The sequence below is a fragment of the Mesorhizobium sp. B2-4-19 genome, from assembly GCF_006441315.1.
GTDB lineage: Bacteria > Pseudomonadota > Alphaproteobacteria > Rhizobiales > Rhizobiaceae > Mesorhizobium.
In genome coordinates this window covers 15,240-36,973 of sequence record NZ_VFUV01000006.1, presented here as the reverse complement: position 1 = coordinate 36,973, position 21,734 = coordinate 15,240, and the positions used below count along the sequence as shown (strand labels likewise).

The 21,734-nt window shown below is 62.9% G+C and carries 26 protein-coding genes and 1 pseudogene; 10 read left to right on the top strand and 17 right to left on the bottom strand.

Going from position 1 to position 21,734, the window contains the following annotated elements:
• The first annotated feature begins 18 nt into the window (after positions 1–18).
• Positions 19–1,008: a LysR family transcriptional regulator gene (locus FJ546_RS12455; protein WP_140889605.1), complete on the top strand. Its 990-nt coding sequence runs from the start codon at positions 19–21 to the stop codon at positions 1,006–1,008.
• Here the strand turns inward: FJ546_RS12455 and FJ546_RS12450 are convergent.
• Complete coding sequence (locus FJ546_RS12450) at positions 1,005–1,733, bottom strand: SDR family oxidoreductase (protein ID WP_140889604.1); 729 nt, start codon at positions 1,731–1,733, stop codon at positions 1,005–1,007. The two genes, FJ546_RS12455 and FJ546_RS12450, sit on opposite strands and share 4 nt — an antisense overlap.
• A gap of 125 nt (positions 1,734–1,858) precedes the next feature.
• On the bottom strand, positions 1,859–2,314 hold the full coding sequence (locus FJ546_RS12445; protein WP_140889603.1) for a MarR family winged helix-turn-helix transcriptional regulator: 456 nt from the start codon (positions 2,312–2,314) through the stop codon (positions 1,859–1,861).
• Between the two features lie 64 nt (positions 2,315–2,378).
• Between FJ546_RS12445 and FJ546_RS12440 the strand changes: the two genes are divergently transcribed.
• Positions 2,379–2,852 carry a cupin domain-containing protein gene (locus tag FJ546_RS12440; RefSeq protein WP_140889602.1) on the top strand — a complete coding sequence of 158 codons (474 nt, stop codon included), beginning with the start codon at positions 2,379–2,381 and terminating at the stop codon, positions 2,850–2,852.
• Positions 2,853–2,878: 26 nt separating this feature from the next.
• Here the strand turns inward: FJ546_RS12440 and FJ546_RS12435 are convergent, their stop codons facing one another.
• Positions 2,879–3,490, bottom strand: coding sequence for a hypothetical protein (locus tag FJ546_RS12435; RefSeq protein ID WP_140889601.1), 612 nt, complete (start codon positions 3,488–3,490; stop codon positions 2,879–2,881).
• A 689-nt stretch (positions 3,491–4,179) separates the two neighbouring features.
• On the opposite strand from FJ546_RS12435, the gene FJ546_RS12425 reads away from it, so the two are divergent.
• Both FJ546_RS12425 and FJ546_RS12420 read left to right on the top strand, forming a co-directional pair.
• Positions 4,180–5,448 carry a hypothetical protein gene (locus tag FJ546_RS12425; protein WP_140889600.1) on the top strand — a complete coding sequence of 423 codons (1,269 nt, stop codon included), beginning with the start codon at positions 4,180–4,182 and terminating at the stop codon, positions 5,446–5,448.
• A 68-nt stretch (positions 5,449–5,516) separates the two neighbouring features.
• Positions 5,517–6,401, top strand: coding sequence for a DNA adenine methylase (locus tag FJ546_RS12420; RefSeq protein WP_140889599.1), 885 nt, complete (start codon positions 5,517–5,519; stop codon positions 6,399–6,401).
• A gap of 51 nt (positions 6,402–6,452) precedes the next feature.
• Here FJ546_RS12420 and FJ546_RS12415 read toward each other — a convergent pair whose 3' ends face one another.
• Together FJ546_RS12415 and FJ546_RS31200 are read right to left on the bottom strand one after the other, a co-directional pair.
• Positions 6,453–7,052 carry an IS1595 family transposase gene (locus FJ546_RS12415; RefSeq protein WP_181167913.1) on the bottom strand — a complete coding sequence of 200 codons (600 nt, stop codon included), beginning with the start codon at positions 7,050–7,052 and terminating at the stop codon, positions 6,453–6,455.
• Positions 7,053–7,089: 37 nt separating this feature from the next.
• Positions 7,090–7,284, bottom strand: coding sequence for a hypothetical protein (locus FJ546_RS31200; protein ID WP_181167912.1), 195 nt, complete (start codon positions 7,282–7,284; stop codon positions 7,090–7,092).
• 255 nt (positions 7,285–7,539) lie between these two features.
• Between FJ546_RS31200 and FJ546_RS12410 the strand changes: the two genes are divergently transcribed.
• Entirely contained in the window at positions 7,540–8,139 is a 600-nt protein-coding gene (locus FJ546_RS12410) for a YdeI family protein (protein WP_140889597.1), read from the top strand.
• Positions 8,140–8,141: 2 nt separating this feature from the next.
• On the opposite strand, the gene FJ546_RS12405 is transcribed toward FJ546_RS12410, so the two are convergent.
• Positions 8,142–8,771 carry a glutathione S-transferase family protein gene (locus tag FJ546_RS12405; protein ID WP_140889596.1) on the bottom strand — a complete coding sequence of 210 codons (630 nt, stop codon included), beginning with the start codon at positions 8,769–8,771 and terminating at the stop codon, positions 8,142–8,144.
• A 171-nt stretch (positions 8,772–8,942) separates the two neighbouring features.
• Here FJ546_RS12405 and FJ546_RS31575 point away from each other — a divergent pair, with 171 nt between their 5' ends.
• Together FJ546_RS31575 and FJ546_RS12400 are read left to right on the top strand one after the other, a co-directional pair.
• Positions 8,943–9,191, top strand: coding sequence for an SDR family NAD(P)-dependent oxidoreductase (locus tag FJ546_RS31575; protein ID WP_246686822.1), 249 nt, complete (start codon positions 8,943–8,945; stop codon positions 9,189–9,191).
• Complete coding sequence (locus FJ546_RS12400; protein WP_246686821.1) at positions 9,185–9,637, top strand: SDR family NAD(P)-dependent oxidoreductase; 453 nt, start codon at positions 9,185–9,187, stop codon at positions 9,635–9,637. The genes FJ546_RS31575 and FJ546_RS12400 overlap by 7 nt, the downstream gene beginning before the upstream one ends.
• Before the next feature lie 299 nt (positions 9,638–9,936).
• Here the strand turns inward: FJ546_RS12400 and FJ546_RS12395 are convergent, their stop codons facing one another.
• Positions 9,937–10,224, bottom strand: a complete 288-nt coding sequence (locus tag FJ546_RS12395) for a hypothetical protein (RefSeq protein WP_140889595.1) — start codon at positions 10,222–10,224, stop codon at positions 9,937–9,939.
• 31 nt (positions 10,225–10,255) lie between these two features.
• Positions 10,256–10,543: a hypothetical protein gene (locus FJ546_RS12390; RefSeq protein ID WP_140889594.1), complete on the bottom strand. Its 288-nt coding sequence runs from the start codon at positions 10,541–10,543 to the stop codon at positions 10,256–10,258.
• A gap of 285 nt (positions 10,544–10,828) precedes the next feature.
• On the opposite strand from FJ546_RS12390, the gene FJ546_RS12385 reads away from it, so the two are divergent.
• Complete coding sequence (locus FJ546_RS12385; RefSeq protein WP_140889593.1) at positions 10,829–12,451, top strand: ABC-F family ATP-binding cassette domain-containing protein; 1,623 nt, start codon at positions 10,829–10,831, stop codon at positions 12,449–12,451.
• A gap of 70 nt (positions 12,452–12,521) precedes the next feature.
• On the opposite strand, the gene FJ546_RS12380 is transcribed toward FJ546_RS12385, so the two are convergent.
• Positions 12,522–12,959 (bottom strand): VOC family protein, encoded by a 438-nt coding sequence (locus FJ546_RS12380; protein ID WP_140889592.1) that lies wholly within the window; start codon positions 12,957–12,959, stop codon positions 12,522–12,524.
• 123 nt (positions 12,960–13,082) lie between these two features.
• Positions 13,083–13,523 carry a hypothetical protein gene (locus FJ546_RS12375; RefSeq protein WP_095775100.1) on the bottom strand — a complete coding sequence of 147 codons (441 nt, stop codon included), beginning with the start codon at positions 13,521–13,523 and terminating at the stop codon, positions 13,083–13,085.
• A gap of 250 nt (positions 13,524–13,773) precedes the next feature.
• On the opposite strand from FJ546_RS12375, the gene FJ546_RS12370 reads away from it, so the two are divergent.
• The gene (locus tag FJ546_RS12370) at positions 13,774–14,124 is read left to right on the top strand and encodes a hypothetical protein (RefSeq protein WP_140889591.1); all 351 of its coding nucleotides are present in this window, start codon (positions 13,774–13,776) and stop codon (positions 14,122–14,124) included.
• Positions 14,125–14,181: 57 nt separating this feature from the next.
• Here the strand turns inward: FJ546_RS12370 and FJ546_RS12365 are convergent, their stop codons facing one another.
• From FJ546_RS12365 to FJ546_RS12355, 3 genes and pseudogenes are all read right to left on the bottom strand, one after another.
• Positions 14,182–14,823, bottom strand: a complete 642-nt coding sequence (locus FJ546_RS12365; RefSeq protein ID WP_140889590.1) for a glutathione S-transferase family protein — start codon at positions 14,821–14,823, stop codon at positions 14,182–14,184.
• Positions 14,824–14,957: 134 nt separating this feature from the next.
• On the bottom strand, positions 14,958–15,674 hold the full coding sequence (locus FJ546_RS12360) for a hypothetical protein (protein ID WP_140889589.1): 717 nt from the start codon (positions 15,672–15,674) through the stop codon (positions 14,958–14,960).
• A 96-nt stretch (positions 15,675–15,770) separates the two neighbouring features.
• A pseudogene (locus tag FJ546_RS12355) lies at positions 15,771–16,097 on the bottom strand (FAD-dependent monooxygenase); the annotation flags it as partial.
• 580 nt (positions 16,098–16,677) lie between these two features.
• On the opposite strand from FJ546_RS12355, the gene FJ546_RS12350 reads away from it, so the two are divergent.
• Positions 16,678–17,658 carry a GlxA family transcriptional regulator gene (locus FJ546_RS12350; protein ID WP_140889588.1) on the top strand — a complete coding sequence of 327 codons (981 nt, stop codon included), beginning with the start codon at positions 16,678–16,680 and terminating at the stop codon, positions 17,656–17,658.
• 51 nt (positions 17,659–17,709) lie between these two features.
• Here the strand turns inward: FJ546_RS12350 and FJ546_RS12345 are convergent, their stop codons facing one another.
• Genes FJ546_RS12345 through FJ546_RS12330 form a run of 4 tightly spaced genes read right to left on the bottom strand, consistent with a single transcriptional unit; the run spans position 17,710 to position 21,728 of the window.
• Positions 17,710–18,882, bottom strand: a complete 1,173-nt coding sequence (locus FJ546_RS12345) for an ABC transporter ATP-binding protein (protein WP_140889587.1) — start codon at positions 18,880–18,882, stop codon at positions 17,710–17,712.
• Positions 18,875–20,017: an ABC transporter substrate-binding protein gene (locus FJ546_RS12340; protein ID WP_140889586.1), complete on the bottom strand. Its 1,143-nt coding sequence runs from the start codon at positions 20,015–20,017 to the stop codon at positions 18,875–18,877. Before FJ546_RS12340 ends, FJ546_RS12345 begins: the two co-directional genes overlap by 8 nt.
• The gene (locus tag FJ546_RS12335) at positions 20,014–20,853 is read right to left on the bottom strand and encodes an ABC transporter permease (protein WP_140889585.1); all 840 of its coding nucleotides are present in this window, start codon (positions 20,851–20,853) and stop codon (positions 20,014–20,016) included. The genes FJ546_RS12340 and FJ546_RS12335 overlap by 4 nt, the downstream gene beginning before the upstream one ends.
• Positions 20,850–21,728, bottom strand: a complete 879-nt coding sequence (locus tag FJ546_RS12330) for an ABC transporter permease (protein WP_032931056.1) — start codon at positions 21,726–21,728, stop codon at positions 20,850–20,852. The genes FJ546_RS12335 and FJ546_RS12330 overlap by 4 nt, the downstream gene beginning before the upstream one ends.
• Positions 21,729–21,734: the final 6 nt, after the last annotated feature.

The following is a 21,734-nucleotide window of genomic DNA, read 5'->3' as shown; positions in this document are numbered from 1 at the left end:
CCTGGTGTCGGCCGGGCGATGCATCCGAGGCTGCTCAAGACCTTTCTCGCGGTGGCGCGCAGCCGCAACATCACGCGCGCCGCGGAGGCGGTTCACCTCGCGCAATCGAGCGTCAGCGACCAGATCCAGTCTCTCGAGGCCGAGCTGGGTGCTGCCCTGTTCACGCGTTCGAAGTCCGGCCTTGATCTGACGCCGGCTGGGCTGGCGCTGGAGCCGATCGCCGAAGAGCTGCTGCGGCTCGACGGCGAGGCGCGCGCCGCGGTGCTGGCGGCTGCCGGGCGCAGCAGCGGGGCACTGACCATCGGCGCGCTGGAGACGATCGCCTCGGCCCGGCTGGCGCCCTGGCTTCCGGGGTTCCAGGCAGGCTATCCCGACATCACCGTGCGGATGAAGGTGGCCGACAGCGGCACGCTGCGGCACTTGCTGGAGGACGGCGACATCGACGTCGCCTTCTGCTTCGAGCGTCAGGACGGTGCGAAGGGCGCGGCCGACGGACGCCTGGCCAGGCGCACGATAGGGGCCGAACCGCTGGTGCTGGTCGCGGCTCCCGGGCAAGCCATCGCGCCGCGTGGCCTGGCAGACCTTGCCGCACTGCGCTTCGTGGCGACGGAGCCCGGATGCGTCTACCGGCACTTGTTCGACACCGTTTTTGCCGAGGCGGATATCGCTCCGCCCAAGCCCGCGGCCGAGGTCGGCAGCATCGGCGCCATTGCCCGGCTGGTGGCGACGGGTGCCGGGCTCGGACTCATTCCCCGCCTTGCCGTCAGCGATGCGCTGGCACGCGGCGAGTTCATGGAATTACCGTGGCCCGGTCGAATGCGGACGGCACCGCTGACGATGGTCTGGCGACGCCGGCGCATGCAGCCGCCGGCGCTCAGGCAATTGCTCGCCGCCGCGCGCGACACGCTGGTGCTGGAACGTCTTGAGACGGGCTCAGGACTTGAATCGGCAGATGGCTCCAAGGCATTGTTTCCAAACAACTCCCTGGCGAAGACCGCCGCCGGCTAAACCAGCCGGTGCCCGCCTTCGACATGCAGCGTCGTGCCGGTGGCAAATCCGTTGCCGATGAGGAAGAAAATGGCGTCGGCGATGTCTTCGGGCTGGCCGATCCTGCCGACCGGCAGCCGCTCGGCCATCGCCGCAAGCATCTCGGCCTTGCGGTCGCCGGCGACCTGCGCCCAGATCGTGGTGTCGACCCAGCCGGGCGAAACGGCGTTGACGCGGATCGGCGCGAGTTCGACGGCCAGCGCCCGCACCAGCCCTTCGAGCGCCGCGTTGACGGCGGCGACGACCGAGCCGCGCGCGGCCGGCCGGTAGGCGGCGATGCCGGAGATGAAGGTCATCGAGCCGTTCGCGGCAAGCCGTGACGCGCCGTGCTTGGCAAGCAGCAGCGGGCCGAAGAGCTTGCTGTCGACCATGCGCTGCGCCGCCTTCAGGTCAAGCTCCGGCAGCAGCCTGTAGGCGCCTTCTATGTCGGCCGCCGTGCTGACGATGTGGTCGAGCCCTCCGATCTCGGCGAACAACGCCGCAACCTGGTCTTCCCGAGCGATGTCGACGACGGCAACGTCCAGGCCGGCGGGATTGCCAAGCGTCTCGCGCGCCTCTTGCAGCCTGTCTCCGCTGCGCCCGGCGATGATGACCGTGGCGCCGGCCTCGACGCAGCGCCTGGCCAGCGCCAGGCCCATGCCGGAGCCGCCGCCGACGATCAGGATCTTCTGGTTCGAGAGGTTCATGTCGCTCTGCCTTTGCTTTGATGGGACAAGGGCAGGGATTGGCAGGTCGGTGTGCCGAGGGGAAACGGAAGAAACCGATAGCGCCATCGGAAATGCCGATAGTGCCCGCACGAATGCGGTTTCGGTCAGCGCACCAGCGGGCTGTCCCAGACGGCGAACAACAGCGCTTTGAGCTGGTCGAAGCGCTCCGGCCCGAGCTCGGTGCGCCACTCCTCCTCGATGTCGCGCAATATGTCGACCATCTTCCAGAAGGCGGCGTGGCCGCGTTCGGTGGCATGCACCACGCGCGCGCTGCCTTCGCCGTCGGAGCGGACGATATAGCCGTAGCCTTCGAGGCTGCTGAGCAGCTGGTTGATCGCCTGTTTGCTCATGCCGGCACGTTCGGCGATGGTGCCGGGGCGCGCGCCGTCCGGGCCGGGAAACTGCAGCACGGCCATATGCGGCAGGCGCAATTCGTCGAAACCGGCGGCGTTGAGCTCCTTGATCAGCCGGCGCTGGATGGCCTGCGCCGGCACGCGCAGAAGGGCGCCGATCAAAAGGTCCGTGGTCTTGGTCTGCAGGACTTCGGTGGAGATGGCCATTGACGATCCGGTAAATTGAGTTTACTGATTGCTAGTAAATGTAATTTACCGGAGGGTTCACGCAATGTCAGCCATGGATATTCAGGTCAGCCCAGCCAATGAGACCATCGGCACCAAGGGGCTGTCGGTCCGTTTCCTGGTGTCGGGCGAAAATTCGAACGGCAGTGTCGCCGCTTTCGAACTGATGGTGCCGGGCGATCAGCGCCTGCCAGCGCCGGCGCACAGCCACGATCATTACGAGGAAACGATCTACGGCATTGACGGGGTTTTGACCTGGACCGTGAACGGCAAGCCGATCGAGCTTGGGCCGGGGGAGGCGCTGTGCATTCCACGCGGCGCCGTCCACCGCTTCGACAATAATGGCACCCGGGATGCCAAGACGCTGTGCGTCATCACGCCGGCGGCGATTGGTCCGGATTATTTCCGCGAGGCATTCGGTCTGCTCAACGCCGCTGCCGGTGGACCGCCTGACAAGGCTGCGATGATGGAGATCATGCGCCGCCACGGCCTGACGCCGGCGATGCCGCCACCGGCCTGATGCCGGCCGAAGGCCCAGCGCGCCACCTATTCCTGGCAAGCAGCGAAGGCGTCGCCCGAGTTCCAGTCCCGGAATGCGATGGTCTTGCCCTCAGCCGACACGGTCTTGTGCTTGGTGCTGCCGTCCGGCTGCTGCTTCGAGCTGGTGCCCTTGCCGGTCAGCACATTGTAGTCGCAGGCGCTGGCGGCATTCTCCTGCAGGTAATCATCGGAATCGTAGGCGAAGCCGGCAACGATGAAGGCGCCGTCGCGGTAGGCGATCGTCAGCGTCTGGTTGGTGCGCTCGCTGCCGATCTCCGGCGCCGGCAGATAGAATTTGATCGAGCCGTTGGGCAGCATCGTCAGCTCCGGCTCGGTGTCGGAGTTCTCGTAGCCCGGCCGGTCGTAACCGTTCCACTCGCCACCGATCTGTTCGCGCACGATTTCGACAGGCTTGAGGTAATTGTGCTCCTTGTCCCCAAGGAAGAAGTGGATGTCCATCGGGTCGGTCGGCCCGGTCTCGACCACCATGGCAAGGTCGGGAGCGCCGTCGCCGTTGAAGTCGCCGGTCAGCGCGGTGATGATCTTGCGGGTTTCGATCGGTTCGGCCAGCGCCACGCCCGGCAGCAACAAGGCAAGGCCGAAGAGCAGAGATTTCATTGTGGCGTGTCCCCCAAGCCTGACAGCTTGCCGTGGTATAGCACGGTGAGAGGAAGTGTCAGGGGCCGGCGGCGTGTCGTCCGAAGGAATCAGCAGTCCGTAATCTGCAGGTAGTCCGGTGTTGCGAGCCCGCGTATCACGCCATCCCGCGTCATGATAGGAATCCTGCGTATCCGGGCGGTGGCGATCAGGTAGCAGTCGCCAGGATCTTTGTGCCCCGTTGCCGTGACCACGGCCGCGGCCTCTATTGCTATGCGCTGTCTGATTGGAATGATCTTCGCCGCCGTAGCTTCGACAGCAGCTGAAAACCAGCGAGCAGGGGAATTGGCACCAAGGTCGGGCGGATTCTTATAGGCCGACTTTCGCGCTGCGATTGCCAGTTCCCATGCGGTGATCGGTGAAACGCAAGGCGATTATATACTTTGCGAACCAACCGCTAGATATGGGGCTGCGCTCGCGATCGGCGGCCCGAGTGCTCGTCTTTCGGCTTCTGCTTGGCTATCGCCCGCAGCTTAGCGTCAAACACTTCCTCTGAATCATTGCAACCCAATTCACGTGCAGCCTGTTCAAACTTCTGAGCTTGCGTTAGGTGTTTCTCATCCGTCATACTAAAAATGTCCTGTTCCGATCACGGACAATGCTTGGGGGGAAGCGCGGTGGCAACAACTCGACAGCCGGATTCTATTGAGGTGGATCGAATCTACCTGTACGAGGAAAACCCTCGCCACGAGCCTATGGAATCCCAAGACGAGATTATAGAGTATCTGTGCAAGGACGAACAGGTTTTCAATCTCGCCCGTAGCATCGCGGAAGCTGGGCCGAACCCGTTGCAATTGGTTGGCCTTGTTCAAATTCCCGGCTCCGGATCAGCGGCCACAAAGAAGACCTACCAAGTGTGGGAGGGCAATCGTCGCGTTTGCGCGATCAAGCTGCTGAATGATCCAGACCTTGCGCCGCCGCACCTTCGGAAGGACTTTGCGCGTTTATCATCAACCTCGGGTCATGTTCCAATCAAGAAGCTTAGTGCCGTCATCTTCGGCGACCATGACGACTTGAAATATTGGATGGGGATCATCCACAATGGCTCTCAGGGTGGCGTCGGGCTCTTAGATTGGGACGCTGCGCAGAAGGCGCGTCACTTCGGGTCAAGTCGCAACAGGGTGGCTCTTGCGGTATTGGACGCCGCTGAAAGCCTAGGTTTCATCTCAAAGGAAGAACGCCAAGGCAAGCTGACGACGGCCCAACGTTTCCTGAATAGCAGCATCGTGCGGGAAGCGCTCGGCATCGACTCTAGCAGCCCTGACGATGTCACGTACACTCGCCCATCTGACGACATAAAGAAGCAGCTCGCTCGCTTCGTTGACGACCTCAAGGAAGGAGAGAAGGTAAATTCACGTCGGAACCGCGCCCAGATCGATACCTACGGCCGCAAACTGGCAGGTAGTTCGGATATCACCGGCGAGCGCATCGAACCCATTTCGCTGAAAACAATTACGCCGACGGTGGTGAAAAGCCGCCGGAAAACCCAGCCCCAAAAGCCGCGCCCCGCAACGCATCTGGAGTACGACAAGGGCCTTGCAAAAGCTCTTGAGGATCACACTAATTCCAAGCTTGAGGGACTCTACTATTCGATTTGCGCGGTGCATGTCGAGCACACATTGCTCCTTACGATTGGCGTATGGGCATTTGTCGAATCGCTGGCGGCCCTTGCCGGGAAGAATGCGGACACTGATTTCAACGCATTCTTCAGTAACCAGAAGATGTCCGCCTTGGGTGTTGGAACCGGGAAGGCGCTCAATGCGGTCCGTGATGCCTTGGGGCGGATATCCCGCGACGGAAATGCGACCAAGCACCACCAGGTATCGGCAAACTTCGATAGGTTGCAACTCGCGAACGATCTGGCGACGATTACGCCACTGTTGACCAAAACGGCCGAATCCGTAGCGCCAAGAAAATAAGCTATGGCCGTGGCGAAACGAACTCGCTAGAATCCCTCATCATTTCAAAGTGAAGGATCGTTCGCGATATGCCTTTGGCAACCTCACCACTACGCTATCCGGGCGGAAAAGCTCCACTTACGGGGCTGGTGTCCCAAATCATCCGCCTGAACAAGTTGCAGTACGGGCACTATGCCGAACCCTATGCCGGGGGATGCGGGCTGGCGCTCGGTTTGCTTTACGGCGGTTACGTCAGCGACATCCACATCAATGACATCGACCGCGGAATCTGGACATTTTGGAATGTCGTCCTCAACCAAACAGATGATTTTATCGACCTGATGAATCGAACGCCTGTCACGCTCGACGAATGGCGTCGAAGACGTGACATGCAACGAAATCAGCGTGGCCTAGCGCCGCTGGAAATCGCCTTCACCACATTCTTCCTAAATCGCACAAATCGCTCCGGAATCATCAAGAACGCAGGGGTTATCGGTGGCCTCGGTCAGGCGGGCGATTACAAGATTGATTGCCGCTTCACCAAGAGCGAATTGGAGCGACGAATAAGGCGAGTGCAAAGATACCGGGACCGCATCCACCTGCACAGAAAGGACGCGCTAGACTTCCTAAAGCACGTCGAACGAAATCTCCCCGAAAGCACATTCCTTTGCATCGATCCGCCGTACTTCAACAAAGGCTCGACCCTCTATACGAGCTTCTACGAGCCCGAGGATCATGCAGCGGTCGCAACGAAAATCCTGGGCCTAGATAGGCCTTGGATCATCACGTATGACCGCTGCGACGAAATAAGCGCTCTCTACAAGACGCGCAGGCAGTATGAGATTTCTCTCAACTACTCGGCTCAGGTGAAACGCGTTGGGTCGGAACTCCTCGTAGTGTCCAAGGGCCTTAAGGTGCCCGAAGAGCTTCGAGACGCACTGGTTCACAAACCTCAATATCGAAGCGCCGCCTAGCGATGCTTCCGCTTCATCGCCGCCCGAAGTTCGCGCGGTGTGAGCCGGCTCTTAGGCTGTGGTGACGTCAGGCCTGCGATAGGTCAGGCGCTTTCCGACGAGCCCTTTGGCGAGCTTTTCAGCCTGGGCAACATCGTCAACGGTGTCGCGGTCGAGCAGCGAAAGCACTTTCATCTTGTGATGGTATGCGCGCTTCTTTGCCTTTCCGGGCTCGCGACCGATGAAACTTTCGTCAGCGTCGACAATGCCGCCACCGCCGCCAATCGGCGCCAGTGAGCCGTCACGCATTGCCTTACGGATGCGGTGCGCCAGAAACCATGCGCTCTTGTACTGGATCTCAAGGATGCGGTGCAGTTGATGTGCGCTGATCCCCTTCTTGGAGGAAACCATCAGGTGCACCGCCTGCAACATCTTGTTCAAAGGAATGCGTCCGTGCTCGAAAACGGTGCGGACCTTTACCGTGAACTGCTTTCGGCAATGACGATCCTTCCACTTCCAAACGCCAACGCGGGTAGCCTGACCTTGCAATTTGGTAGCGTTGTTGATCGTGCCGCAGTGCGGACATACCGGTTCGCCATTCCAGAGCGCCTCTTCAAGGTGCTCGAAAGCGGCTGTTTCGTCGTGAAAATAAGGCTTGGAGAAGATAGACATGGCAAACATGTGTGTCGGGCAGGATGCCCGGCAAGGATCAGCCTTTGGCCGCATGTTTTGGAGTCTGGGTGCTGCCCTTGAGAGCTTGTTCAGCAATAGGCTTCGTCAGGTCCACACCCTTCTTGATCGCGAACTTGCTGCCCTTCAACGACCCGGCGCCCCGGACGGTCACGGACTTTCCCGTCTTCGCATTCCGGACTGTCAGGATCGATGATGCGCTTGTCTTGGCCATGTGCCACATATAGTGAATTCTGCGTGGTCGGACGAGGGCATTTGATCTTTTCCGAAAATGCCAGTCCCTCCGTCTGGTCTGTTGTGCTCCAGCCGCAACACGGCGATGCATGGTGTGTTGTCCGCTTCGCGGCAGCCTATCCCACTGCTGACGGGAATTGACAGTGGGCGATGCTATGGTGCCGGGATCGCGAGATGACGGAGGCAAGATGACAGGGATGCCAGCGACAACGATTCTGAATTCGCGGGCGCGCTGATGGCGCCGGTCAAGGTCGATCCCGACAAGGTGCGGGAATTCCCCGACACGGCGAGTTTTTATGCCTGGCTCGGCCAGCACCACGCCACCGAAAGCGAAGTGTGGATCAAGGTGCACAAGGTCGGGTCGGGACTGAAGTCGATCACGCCGAAGGAGGCCATCGACGTCGTGCTGTGCTTCGGCTGGATCGACGCGGTGCGCAAGGGGCTGGACGAGAGCAGTTTTCTCCAGCGCTACACGCCGCGCGGCAAGAAGAGCATCTGGAGCAAGATCAACATCGACAATGTCGCGCGGCTGGTGGAGGAGGGCCGCATGACCGGGCATGGGCTGAAACAGGTCGAAGCCGCCAAGGCCGACGGGCGCTGGGCGCGCGCCTATGGCGGCAGCAAGGAGATGAAAATCCCCGACGATTTGCAGGCGGCCATCGATGCCGAGCCGGCGGCGAAGGCGATGCTGGAAAAACTCAGCGCGCAGAACCGCTTCTCGCTCGCCTTCCGCACCCACAACATGAAGACCGAGGCTGGCCGCAAGAAGAAGATCGAGACCTTTGTCGCGATGCTGAAGCGTGGCGAGACGATCTATCCGCAGGGCAAGAAGTAGCTTCAGCCGCCCGAATGCGGGTCGATGCCGTAGGGGTGAACCGAATAGCCTTGGCCGATGGCGTCGCCCATGCGGCCGGTCCAGGCGAGGAATGCCGGGTAGTCGGCTGGAGAGAAGCCGCAGTCCCCGGCGCGGTGGCTGTAGGCGTAGATGGCGATGTCGGCGATGGTGAGGTCGTTTCCGGTGAGGAACGGCGTCTCGGCAAGGCTGCGGTCCAGGGCGGCCAGCGCGCGGGCGCCGGCCTCGCGCTTGCCGGCAACCATGGCCTGGTTGCGCTCGAGCCGTCCGGTCAAGGTCCAGAAACGCAGCGAGCCGATGACAGGCTCGACATTGTACTGTTCGAAGAACAGCCACTGCATCACCTTGGCGCGCCGATAGCGGTCCGCCGGCAGCAGGGGCGTGCCTTCGGCGAGATAGGTGAGGATCGCGTTGGATTCGGCGACGGCGCTACCGTCTTCGAGCTGGAGCACGGGAACCGCGCCGGCCGGGTTGATGGCAAGGAAGGCATCGCTGTGGCTCTCGCCCTCGAAGATCGAGACGAGGCGGGTCTCGAAAGGGATCTTCAGCAGGCCGAGCAGGACCCGGACTTTCCAGCCATTTTGCGAGGGCAGATAATCGTGAAGCGTGAGCATGGCCGATCCTCGTGATCGGCGAACGATCGCATGGCACGACATCAGACGACACCCGATTCTTGCTCGGTCAATTCATGCACTCGGCCGCACAATGATTGCGATCGCCGCCGCCTAATAAATCAATTCCGCCTGTGCCATCTTTCCCCGAGACGATAGACAGAGGCATTCCCCATGACCACGCATCCCGACAAAGTCGCCCTCATCACCGGTGCCAATCGCGGCATCGGACTTGAAACCGGCCGCCAACTGGCGAAACTCGGTTTCACCGCGCTGCTCGGCGTGCGCGATCTGGCCAAGGGCGAGGCGGCAGCGAAAGCGCTCGCCGGCCATGTCGAGGCCATCGCGCTCGATGTCGCAGCATCCGACGCTGCAAGGGCAGCGATGAGGTCGAACGCCGGTTCGGCCGGCTCGACGTGCTGATCAACAATGCCGCCATCCACTACGAAACCGGCTCGCGCGCCTTACGGCCGGACTGGACCGTCATCCGCGAAGCCTTCGAGACCAATGTCTTCGGCGCCTGGCGGGTGGCGGCCGCCTTCGCGCCGCTGCTCATGGCCGGCGGCCACGGAAGGCTGGTCAATGTGTCGTCCGAGGGCGGTTCGCTGGCCTCGATGGGGGCGGGCGCGCCGGCCTATTCGACATCGAAGGCGACTCTCAATGCGCTGACCTGCGTGCTGGCGGCGGAATTGCGCGGCTCCGGCGTGCTGGTCAATGCCATCTGCCCGGGCTGGGTCGCCACCGACATGGGCGGGCCGGGCGGACGCCCGGTGGCGCAAGGGGCGGCCGGCATCGTCTGGGCCGCGACCTTGCCGGACGACGGCCCGACCGGCGGCTTCTTCCGCGACGGCAAAAGACTGCCGTGGTGAGCGAACAGGAGACGAAGATGAGAATTGGAATTCTGGACGCCGGCATGATCGGCGGCACGGTCGGACGGCTGTGGGCCGAGGCCGGACATGAAGTAAGCTTCGGCGTGCTTGCGTCAGGTTGGCAATCGCGCGTTCGGCGTAGCTTGAGGCGGTTCACGATCTGAATCGTGGAATTGCCGTAAGTGCCTGTTTTTGCTGAATTCAGGCGGATCTGGCTTGCCTTGTCGCACAAGAAAAAGCCGCCTCGCTTTAGCGAATGGCGGCCTTTTCCCGGGAGGAAGTCAGAAAAAAGCTGGCGATCAAGCCGCCTTGGCGTGCTTGTGGGTGTGCTTCTTGCCCACGTGTCTGTGGCCGTGCTTGCGCACATGCTTGCGATGCTTCTTGTGGTGCTTGTGCGCCGCCTTGACCGGCGTCTTAGCTGCGTCGACGGCAGCGGGAGCCGTCGGTGCAGTCGCGCGCGCAGTCGTCGCCGGAGCGGTCGTCGTCGTGGTTGTGGTGGTGGCCGCCGCATTAGCGGTGCCGATAACCGGCATGGCCAGACCGAGTGCAATGGCGAGACCCAGGGCGGAGAGGAGGGGCTTGTTCATGATAGGCTTTCCTTCGGATCGATGGTTGCTGTCACTGGTCGAGGTCGACCGGTGTCACTCCAAGAAGTTTCAGGGCGTTGGCGTAGGTCCGGATGCCTTGCGCCTCCTTGCGCTCGGCACAAAACCGGTTGGCCTTGTCCTGGAGTGCCTCTGCCGTGGCGATCTGGCTGGCGCTGGCACCAGGTTCGGCTTTGGTCCGGATGGCTCCGTCGAGTTGAGAACCGAGCCGGCTGCAATATTCGCTCCGGGTAACCGCCGCCTGCGCACCCGATTGCACGACCGCAAGCATGGCGAGCGAAATGCCTGCGAGGGCACCCATCCATCCGGTCGAACGTCGTTGCATTGTCGGGACCATCCCTTTGCGTTGTGTGGCGACCGCTGTCCGGTCGCTACGAGGGTGGTTATCGCAGACGATGTTTTCTTCAGTTTTTCCCGCATGTTGAATCTTGTTTCTGAAGTGTGTCTGGGGCCTTTTTTCTTCTCCCCTTGTGGGAGAAGGAAGAGCGTCGCGCCCGCTGCGGCGCTTGTGCCTCTTCCTTTGCCGCCATCCTTCGCGTAAGGCGCCGGGCAAATCCTTTCAGCGCAGGCATAGTCCGGAAACCGCATGATCAGACTTGAAAGCATCAGCAAGCAGAACGGCCGTCAGCTTGTCTTCATCGAGGCGTCGGCTTCGTTGCAGAAGGGCGAGAAGATTGGCCTTGTCGGGCCGAACGGCGCCGGCAAGACGACCTTGTTCCGCATGATCACCGGCCAGGAGCAGCCCGACGAGGGTCAGGTGCAGGTCGATCGCGGCGTCACAATCGGCTATTTCAGCCAGGATGTCGGCGACATGGAAGGCCATAGCGCCGTCGCCGAAGTGATGAACGGCGCCGGGCCGGTAAGCGATGTGGCGGCCGAGATGGCGGAACTGGAAGCGGCGATGGCCGACCCCGACCAGGCCGACCGTATGGATGAGATCATCGAGAAATATGGCGAGGCGCAGCATCGCTTCGAGGAGCTCGACGGCTATGCGCTGGACGGCCGGGCCCGCGAGGTGCTGGATGGGCTGGGCTTCTCGCAGGAGATGATGGACGGCGATGTCGGAAAACTCTCTGGCGGCTGGAAGATGCGCGTGGCACTGGCGCGTATTCTGCTTATGCGGCCCGATGTCATGCTGCTCGACGAACCGTCCAACCATCTGGATCTCGAGAGCCTGATCTGGCTGGAGCAATTCCTGAAAGGCTACGACGGTGCGCTGCTGATGACCTCGCATGACCGCGAGTTCATGAACCGCATCGTCAACAAGGTCGTCGAGATCGATGCCGGCTCGCTCACCGCCTACTCGGGCAATTACGAATTCTACCAGCAGCAGCGGGCGATCGCCGACAAGCAGCAGCAGGCGCAGTTCGAGCGCCAGCAGGCGATGCTGGCCAAGGAGATCGCCTTCATCGAGCGCTTCAAGGCGCGCGCGTCGCATGCCGCCCAGGTGCAGAGCCGGGTGAAGAAGCTCGACAAGATCGACCGCGTCGAGCCGCCCAAGCGCCGCCAGATCGTCAATTTCGAGTTCCAGCCGGCGCCGCGCTGCGGCGAGGATGTCGTCACCTTGAAGAACGTCCACAAGGCCTATGGCAGCCGCGCCATCTATGAGGGGCTCGACTTCCAGGTCCGCCGCCGCGAGCGCTGGTGCATCATGGGCGTCAATGGCGCAGGCAAGTCGACGCTGCTGAAGCTGGTGGCCGGCGCTTCCGACCCCGACACCGGCACGGTGGCGCGGGGGCCGAGCGTGAAGATGGGCTATTTCGCCCAGCACGCCATGGAGCTGCTCGAAGGCGAGCGCACCGTGTTCCAGACGCTGGAAGACAATTTCCCGCAGGCCGGCCAGGCGCCGCTTCGCGCACTTGCCGGCTGCTTCGGCTTTTCCGGCGACGAGATCGACAAGAAGTGCCGGGTGCTGTCAGGCGGCGAGAAGGCGCGGCTGGTGATGGCGCTGATGCTGTTCGACCCGCCCAATCTGCTTGTGCTGGACGAGCCGACCAACCACCTCGACATCGCCACCAAGCAGATGCTGATCGAGGCGCTGTCGCAATATGAGGGCACCATGCTGTTCGTCTCGCACGACCGGCATTTTCTGGCAGCACTGTCGAACCGCGTGCTGGAACTGACGCCCGAAGGCATCCATACCTATGGCGGCGGCTATACCGAGTATGTCGAGAGGACGGGCCAGGAGGCGCCGGGGCTGCGGAGCTAGGCTACCAGGGACCTTGTGAGACGCGCCCGCCGACATTGGTCGCTCTTGGCCCATTGTCATCGCATTGCGCTCAGCCGAGTTCCTGGGCGAGGCCGATGAGAAGGTCTCCGGGTCCGCGGACGTAGCAGAGCCGATACACGTCCTTGTACCGAACGACCTCGCCCGCGAGCCGCGCACCGCGCTTGCGAAGCCGTTCAAGCGTATCGTCGATGTCGTCCACGGTGAACATGACGCGCAGGTAGCCCAGGGCGTTGACCGGGGCGTTGCGGTGATCCGCGACGACCGGCGGCGTGAGGAAGCGGGATAGTTCGAGCCGGCTGTGACCGTCCGGCGTGCGCATCATGGCAATCTCGACGTGCTGATCGCCCAGTCCGGTGACACGTCCCGCCCATTCGCCTTCGATCGTGGCCCGCCCTTCGAGTTCAAGGCCGAGCTCGCGAAAGAAATCGATCGTCTCTTCGAGGTCATCGACGACGATGCCGACATTGTCCATCCGTTTGAGCGCCATGCGTCCAACCTCGTGTCTGGATCAACAGCCTGTCGGTCTTCGGCCAGGGAAAAGGCGGCTGTCGAGCCGACGCCGCCTTCTGGACTTTCCGTCAGACCTCTTACCGTCGAAGGAACGGGTCCCTTACCTCAGCGAGATGGCCATGCCGCTGAGATCGGCGTTGACCTGCAGCCCGACCTGCTTGCCGGTGAGCTCGAGTTGGGCACCCCTGTCATTCGTCATGACGATCATCTGGGCGCCTTTGCCGAGCGTGCCGCCGCCGCCCGCCGCACCGTAGACCCCCGTCACATCGCGGACGCGCCTGATGTGGCGCACGGTGCCTCGGAAATAGGTCTTTGAAACGCCGAAGGCGAGGCCGCCCGAGACGCCGCCGATCGAGATGGGATAGGTTTTGCCGTGGAAGGTGAACGTGCCTTCGCCGCCGGAGCCGCCGACGAAGAAGGCCGCCTTGTAGACGGCAAAGCGGATCGTGCCGCTGTCGGCATGCGCGGCGCTGGCAAAGCCGATGCCCGCAGTGGCGATGGCGGCAACCGCGATTCTACGAAATCCGGACGAAATATTCATGATGAGAGCTCCTCAAAGTCGCCGCTTGCCCACCCGACAGGGCGCACCAGCGCTGCGTTAAAGTTACAACGGAACAGTCTCGCCCGTCATTTGGTTCCAGGCACGCGGCCTGAATCTGGCCGCGGGAAGATCGACATGAAGCGATGCCTATGGCAAGCGCTCCGGCGAGACATCGCATACACGTGATTGGCGCGAACGGGGCGCCTGCGAGGTTTGTGGACAGCGAGAAGGGCTTCGGATGAGGGTTGCGATGCGAATTGCAGTGTCCGTCGCACTGGCCGCGACAGCGGCAGGATGCGCGACCTCTCCGGTCGACTATGGCGCGTCGCTTTCGTCGCAGGATCCGAAATGGGCGTCGCCGGAATGCCTGCAGGCGCGTGCGGCGGCTTTGGACTACGCGGCGCGCGAAAAACAGCATCCGGGCTGGGAATTCGCGGCCCTTGGCCCGTACGGCCTAGGCATCATCGCGGCCACCAAGGAGGCCGAGCAGAAGCAGCGAAAGCGTTACGCCCGCGGCGTGCACCTGCAATGCTCAAGCCTGCCTTTGCCGAAGGAGTTGCAGGGCGATCTAAACCCGGGCGCAAAGGCGAAATATCCGTAGCCGTTCCCGCCTGAGCAGGCGGTCAAGCCGGAAGCGCCGCGCTTTGGTGTGTCGGCTTTATGATGCGGCGTTGACCGCGAATTGCGCGGCGAAGGCCCTGGCGTAAGCGGGGCGAGCTTCGCCGCGCGCCACATAGGCAGCCAGGTTTTGATATTCGTCCAGAATGCCCGACATGCGTAGCCTCAGCAGCACCGATACCATCAAAAGGTCGCCGGCGCTGAACGCACCATCGAGCCACTCGGCGGCGCCCAGGTAGGCCGAGAGCTGGTCCAGCCGGGCGCGAACCCGGTCCTTGACCAATGGCAGGCGCTCCTCGCTCCAGGACCTGTCGGCTTCGAATATTCTCGCCGTCGTCAACTCGAGGATGGGCGGCTCGACGGTGTTGAGGGCGGCAAACATCCAGGTGACGGCACGCGCGCGGGCATCACCATCCCTGGGCAGCAGGCCCGCATGCCGCTCGGCAAGATGAAAGACGATCGAGCCGGTCTCGAACAGGCACAGAGATCCTTCCTCATAGGTGGGGATTTGGCCGAACGGATGGATGGCCATATGGCCAGGCGCCTTCATCCCGGCGAAGGAAACGAGACGAACCTCATAGGGTTGCCCCACTTCTTCGAGCGCCCAGCGAACGCGCGTATCGCGCGCCAGTCCCTTGCCGCCGTCGGGCGATCGTTCGAAGGCGGTGATGGTGGGGATCACGGCAGGCTCCGGCTGGTTGGTTCGGTTCTTGGTTGCACCCAAAGGACGAACGCCCGGGGCTGTTCCCGACAACCGCCTGGTTTTTCCGGACCGCGGGATTTAACGGTTCGGGCTGGTTGAACGCGTCCTCGGCTCTAGCGCAGCAGGCCTTCCGCCTCGAATGTGTCCCAGCCCTCCAGCTTCGGCGGTGGAGCGTCATCCTTTCCCGAAGTCCTGGCGCTGCGCGCCTTTCGCTCTCTTTTTCCTGCGCGCGTCAGGGCGGCCTTGCCGGCGCCGCGCCGTCTGTTTTCGGACGCTTCGTGCGCATCTTCCTCCCGCCATGCGCTCGCCAGGTCGCGATCGAGAACATCCTCGATGTGGCGTGGATCGAAGACATGGAAGGTCACGGCCTTGGATCGCCCGCGCATCTTGACGGTGCGGGTGCCGATGCTCTTCAGGCGGCCGTCCTTCAGCCATTTGTGGCGCTCGCGGGCGGAGATGGTGAGAATGTCTTCTGCCTCGCGCGGAAGCACGGCCAGGGTTTCGATCCCCTCCAGTGTCCTGGAGATGGTTGCCGAGGCCGCCTGGAAGGCATCCGCGTCGGTTTTCAACATGCGCAAGACGATGCGGCCGGTCTCAGCCTTGGCAAATTTCCTTACAGCCCACGGCAGGCGGGCTCGAATTTCGCGTTCGATCCCCTTCAGGCGCAAGGCGGAGCCAAGCGTTGCCGATGGCGGCAGCGGCCATTCGGCGACTACTGACGCTTTGGCGGTGCTCACGCCTTGCTCGGATGTGCGATCAGGCGCGCCGGCAATTGCCGCGACGATGCCGCTCAGGACCTTTCGCAGGGAATCGCGCTTCTTGTCCGCCATGTTTCATGTTCGCTCATCAGGTGCCTTCGTGGAACGGCACTTCGCACAGCAGACAACCGAAATCAGGCTCAAACAGTTCCGTTAGCAGTCGAGATGGAACTGGATGCCGGCGAAATGGCCGCCCGGGCGGCGCGGCTGCGGCATCCAGTGCGCGGCGGCCAATGTGTTGTCGCCCGGGCCATCCTTCGCGGGCGGCGGCGCAATGGCGTCCAGCAGGCCGCGCCGATGGAAGCCCTCGATGGTCGGCGCTGACAGGCCCCGCATGCCGAAGGGAAGCCGCTTCAGCGGCGAGCTGGGGTTGTCGGTCTTTTCCAGTACCAGGACCGAGAGGCCGGCCAAACGCAGCTCGCAGGCGAGAAACAAGCCGACCGGGCCGGCGCCCGAGATGATGACGTCATAGGAAATTGGGTGGTGGCTGTGCATGAAACTACTCCTTGGTCGATGTTCGACCGGAGCGTTCCTCGAAATAAGAACCACACGGACGAACGACAGGGCGCTGGATCAGCGTCCGATGTTCGTCGTGGGGATCTCGTGCACGAAGCCAAAGACCAGAGCTTCCGCCTGCGAAAGGATTTCGCAGTGAAAGGAGTTGGGCTCACCAGACCAACCCTGCCTTTTCCGACGGCGGCTATATAGCGATGTGGCGACTTATCCGCAACGGGGCGGGCGGCATGCGACGCAATGTTCGAAGATCCACTTCTCGCGCATCATCACTGACTTTAGAGCGTGCGCATCAACTTGACTGTCGTGCCCTGGAGCCTCTGCCCTACCGGCTGGTGGCCGGGACGGAGCCGCGCCTTGGGCAAAGCAGCCCGGGATCGCAAGCGCAACCCCAAGTCTAGAGCGTTGGCTCACACGAGCAGGACCTTTCCCGAGGTCTTCGATCTCATTTCCGACATCCAGCGGCCGCTCCTGAAGAGCACGGGGCTTGGCACCTGTGCCAAACCATGCGTATCGGCGATAACAGGTTCCAGCACGGGCGAGGGACGGTTCCGGAAACACAATGGCAAGGCGTTTTGCGTTTCTTTTGGTTCGCGACTTCACGCTCTCGCCGCTGTCGCTGTTCATCGACACGCTGCGGCTGGCGGGCGATGAGGGCGACCGCAGCCGCAGGATCGAGTTCGACTGGGAGATCGTCGGCGAACGCGGCCTGCCGATCCGGGCCAGCTGCGGCGTCGAATTGCTGCCCACCAAGGGGATCGGCAATCCGGAGGATTTCGACAATATCGTGGTGGTCGGCGGCCTGCTCGACACCAACCGCAGCCTGAGTTCCGACAAGGAGGCCTTCCTGTTGCGGGCCGCCGAGAAGGGCGTGCCGCTGACGGCGCTCTGCACGGGAAGCTTCGTGCTGGCGCGCTACGGGCTGCTCGACGGCTACGCCGCCGCCGTCAGCTGGTTCCACATCAAGGATTTCCGCAGCCAGTTCCCCGATGTCAACGCCCATGCCGACAGCCTGTATTCCGTCGACCGTGGCCGCTCGACCTGCGCCGGCGGCACGGGCGCGGCCGACCTCGCCGGCTATTTCGTGTCCCAGTTCATCGGCCAGAAGGCGGCGGAAAAGGCCGCCAAGATCCTGGTGCTCGACCGCATCAGGAGCAGCCGGGACGTGCAGCCCGTCGGCGACCTGTTTCCGGCGGCGTCGAGCCGGGCGGTCAAGCGCGCTTTGCTGTTGATGGAGAGCAACCTGCAGGAGACGCTGTCGGTCGGCGAGATCGCAACCCGGCTGAACTGCTCGCGGCGCCAGCTCGAACGGCTTTTCGGGACGGAGCTGGGCATCGGCCCGATGGCGGCCTATCTGGCGCTGAGAGTCCATCATGCGAAGTCGCTGCTCGAAGGCAGCGACCTGCAGATCGGCGACATCGCTTACCGCTGCGGCTTCACCAATGCCGGCCATTTCAGCCGCGTGTTCCGCCAGCAGACCGGCATCACGCCGACCCATCTGAGGCATCCCAACCGCCTGGCGAGCGTCGCGGCGGGGCAATGAAGCCGGTCGCTGACCGGCCCCCAAGCCGGGCCGGCTCCCCGGCGACATGCATCACGAAATCCGCTGACCATCCTCGTCGAGCAGAACGCAGCCTTCGGGGTCGAATCCGATGTCGATCGCCTCGCCTTCGCGAAGGACGCGGCCGGTGATCGGCGCGTTGGCGCGGATGCTGGTCTTGCCGCCAATGTCGATCTCGTAGATCGCGCTGCCGCCCAGATACGAGGCCGAGACGACACGGCCGGACAGCCTGTTGGTGCTTGCCGCCGTGCCGACCGACAGTTTCTGCGGCCGCAGCACGACAGTGACCTTGCTGCCCTGCGCAAGCGGCCTTGGACAGGCCACCTCGACCGTCTGGCCGGTGGCAAGCGTCACCGCTATTGCCTGGCCGGACCGGCTCACGGTGCCTGCCAGCATGTTGGCCTTGCCGAGGAAGTCGGCGACGAAGGCCGTGGCGGGCGTCTCATAGACCTCCTGCGGGGTTCCGATCTGCTCGACCGCGCCGGCGTTCATCACCACGATGCGATCCGACATGGAGAGCGCTTCCTCCTGGTCGTGGGTGACGAAGATGGCGGTGATGCCGGTCTCCTTCTGGATCTTCTTGATCTCGACGCGCATCTCCTCGCGCATGTTGGCGTCCAGCGCCGACAGCGGCTCGTCGAGCAGCAGCACCTGCGGCTCGAAGACGATGGCGCGGGCGAGCGCGATGCGCTGCTGCTGGCCGCCCGACAGCTGCGACGGCAGCTTCTTCTCGCTGCCCGGCAGCCGCACCATTTCGAGCGCCTGGCCGACCCTGCGGGCGATCTCGGGTTTCGGCACGTTGCGGTACTTCAGGCCGAAGGCGACATTGTCGAAGACGTTCTTGTGCGGGAACAATGCATAGCTCTGGAAGACCAGCCCTATATTGCGCCTGTAGATCGGCACGTCGTCGACCCGGCGTCCGTCGATCATGATCTGGCCGCCCGAAATGTCTACGAGGCCGGCGATGGAGCGCAGGATCGTCGTCTTGCCGCAGCCCGAAGGGCCGAGCAGCGTGACGAAGCTGCCCTTGGCGATGGACAGCGAGAAATCGCGCACGGCGACGAACTTGCCATAGGCGATGTCGATGTCGCGGAACTCGACCGCCGGCTGGCCGGCCCCGATGCCGCCGCCCGGAGCGGCTGCGCTATTTGCCGCCCCGGCCGCTTCCGGCCGGGGCACTTCCGAAAGGTCGTTTCTGTCAGGCACCTTTCGAGATCCTGTTCCACTGCTTGGTCCAGGCATCCTCGTTGGTCGCCCAGTAGACCGGGTCGGCGAAGGTCAGCGACTTCATCGTGCCGGTCTTGTCGAAGGCAGGCAGCTTCTCGATCTTCTCGGTGAGCTTGACCTTTGTCGGGTCGAGCGACGGCGGATAACTCTGGCCCTCGGCCACCGCGATGGCGGTCGCCGGATCGAGCATGAAGTTGACGAGTTCCTCGCACTCGGCCATCGGCGAGCCTTTCAGGATCAGCATGTCCTCCATCCAGGCATAGGAGCCGGCCGGATCGAGATAGCCGATCGGATGGCCCTGGTCCTGCAAGGCGGCGACGCGGCCCGACCAGGCGTCGGTCACCACGATCTCGCCCTTGGAAAGCAGGTCCATCAGCTCCGCGCCGGAGCTCCAGAACTTCTTGGCGAGGTCGCGCGTTTCGCGCACCTTGGCCCAGATCGCGTCCATGTCCTTGAGGTTGTTGGGATCCTGTCCGGTGGCGAGCGCGGCGTACCAGACGCGCGTGGTCATGTCGGAATAGCCGCCGACCTTGCCGGCATATTTCTTGTCGAGCAGGAGGGCCGCGCCCTTTTCCTTGGCTTCCTCGGGCGAGATCACCTTGGTGTTGTAGGCGATGCCGGTCGTGCCGTAGTCGTAAGGCACGGCCGAGAGTTTCGGCGTCAGCTTGCGGAACGGATCGATCATCGGCTGCAGCACATTGGCCATGTTGGGGATGTTGGCCTCGTTGATCTCCGAGATCAGGCCGCCATTCACGTATTTGATGTAGTAGTTGACGCCGGAGGAATGGATGACTTGGTAGTCGCCGGCCTTGGCGGTCTTGATCTTGGTGATGATCTCGTCCTCGTCGCCGAACGTGCCCTGGACCACCTTGATCTTGGTCTTTGCCGTGTAGGGCTTGAAGGCGTATTTGTCGATCGCGTCCTGCACCGTGCCGCCCCAGCCGTCGAAGCGAACCTCCTCGACCGCGGCGAGCGCCTGCCGCATCCAGGGCATGTCGAGGCCGACCGCGGCCGCCGCGGCGGCGGTCAGCGTCAGGAAAGTGCGGCGGCTGAGATCGCCGTTTTGATATCTATCATGCAGCCGTTCAAGCCGCTTGCCGTTGGACAGTTTCATCGTGCTTCCTCCTTTGGTTCGTCGCGTCGTTTCAATCTGGTCAGGCTTTGCAGGATCAGGCCGCCGAGCAGCGGGATGCCGACGGTCACCAGGATCATCACGGTGCCGAGCGCGTTGATCTCCGGGCTGATCGAGATCTTGAGCATCGAAAGGATCTGGGTGGGCATGGTCTCGACGCCCGCCGGCCGCCAGAACAGGCTGGCCGAGGTGTTGTCGAACGAGATGGTGAAGGCGAGCAGCGCGCCGCCGACGACGGCAGGGATGAGCAGCGGCAGCGTGATCTCGCGGAAGGATGAAAAGCGCGAGGCGCCGAGCGAGAGCGCCGCCTCCTCATAGACGCGGCGGATGCCGACCATGCGCGCTTGGGTGATCAGCACCACATAGGGCACCGCGAGCAGGATGTGGCCGAGCACCAGCAGAAGCATGGTGCGCGGCTGGTCGACCGCCTTGATCAGCACCAGAAGGCCGACGCCGAGGATGGTCTCGGGCACCAGCGCCGGCAGGATCACCAGCGTGCTCAGCGCGTGCTTGCCGCGGAACTCGAAGCGCACCAGCGCAAACGATGTGACGACGCCTATGGCGGTGGTGACCGCGGCGGTGACCAGCGCGACCCACAGCGACGTGCGGAAGGCGGCCAGCACCTGTTCGTTGGCCATCAGCTTGACGTACCATTGCAGGCTGAAGCCGGTCATCGGGAAGCCGCCGAACATCGAGGCGTTGAACGACAGGATCACCGTCGCCACGATCGGCGCGAACATGAAGATGTAGACGCAGATCGTGACGAAGCCGGTCAACCGCCAGGCCCATCTGCCTTCCTCTTTGCGCCGCGCCTTCATCCGCCCAGTCCCTTGACGATCTGCGACATGCCCATGAAGCGTGTGTAGATGGCGGCGAAGGAGCCGAGCACGAGGAACAGCACGATCGAAAGCGTGGCGCCCATCGGCCAGTTCAACTCGCCCATGATGGTGTCGTAGATCAGATTGCCGAACAGCGCGTCGCGGCCGGAGCCGAGCAGCTGCGGCGTCACATAGCTGCCGGCGGCGAGCACGAAGCAGAGCAGCAGGCCTGCCGCCAGCCCGGGCAGCGAAAGCGGAAGCGTGACCTCGCGGAACGCCTGCGCGCTGGTGCAGCCCATCGAGCGCGCGGCCGAAATCAGCGTGCGGTCGATGCCCTCGAGGCTGACGTAGACGTTGAGGATCATGTAGGGCAGCAGGAAGTGCAGCATGCCCAGGATGACCGCACCCTCATTGTAGAGCATCGGCAGCGGCTCGCTGATGATGCCCATCTTCAGCAGCGCGACATTGATCACGCCCTGTTCGCCCAGGATGTTGATCCAGGAAAAGGTGCGGATGGTGAAGCTGATCCAGAACGGCACGATCAGCAGGAGAAGCAGCAGCCATTTGTGCTTGAAGGTCGTCGCCCAGATGAAATAGGCCGGGAAATAACCCAGCACCCCGCAAAGCAGCGCGGTGATGGCGCCGACCCGCAGCGTCTTCAAAAGGAAGCCGGCATAATAGCTGTCGGTCAGGAATTCGTGCCAGTTCGCCGTCGTCAGCGCGCTGGTTTCCACGCCGGCGGTGACGAAGGTGAAGAAGGTGTAGGCGGCCATCACGGCGATCGGCAACACCAGGAAGAAGATCAGCAGCAGGAGCACCGGCGCGACCAGCAGCCATGCCAGCCGTGGATCATACAATGTCCATCGTCGTTTCATGAGCAC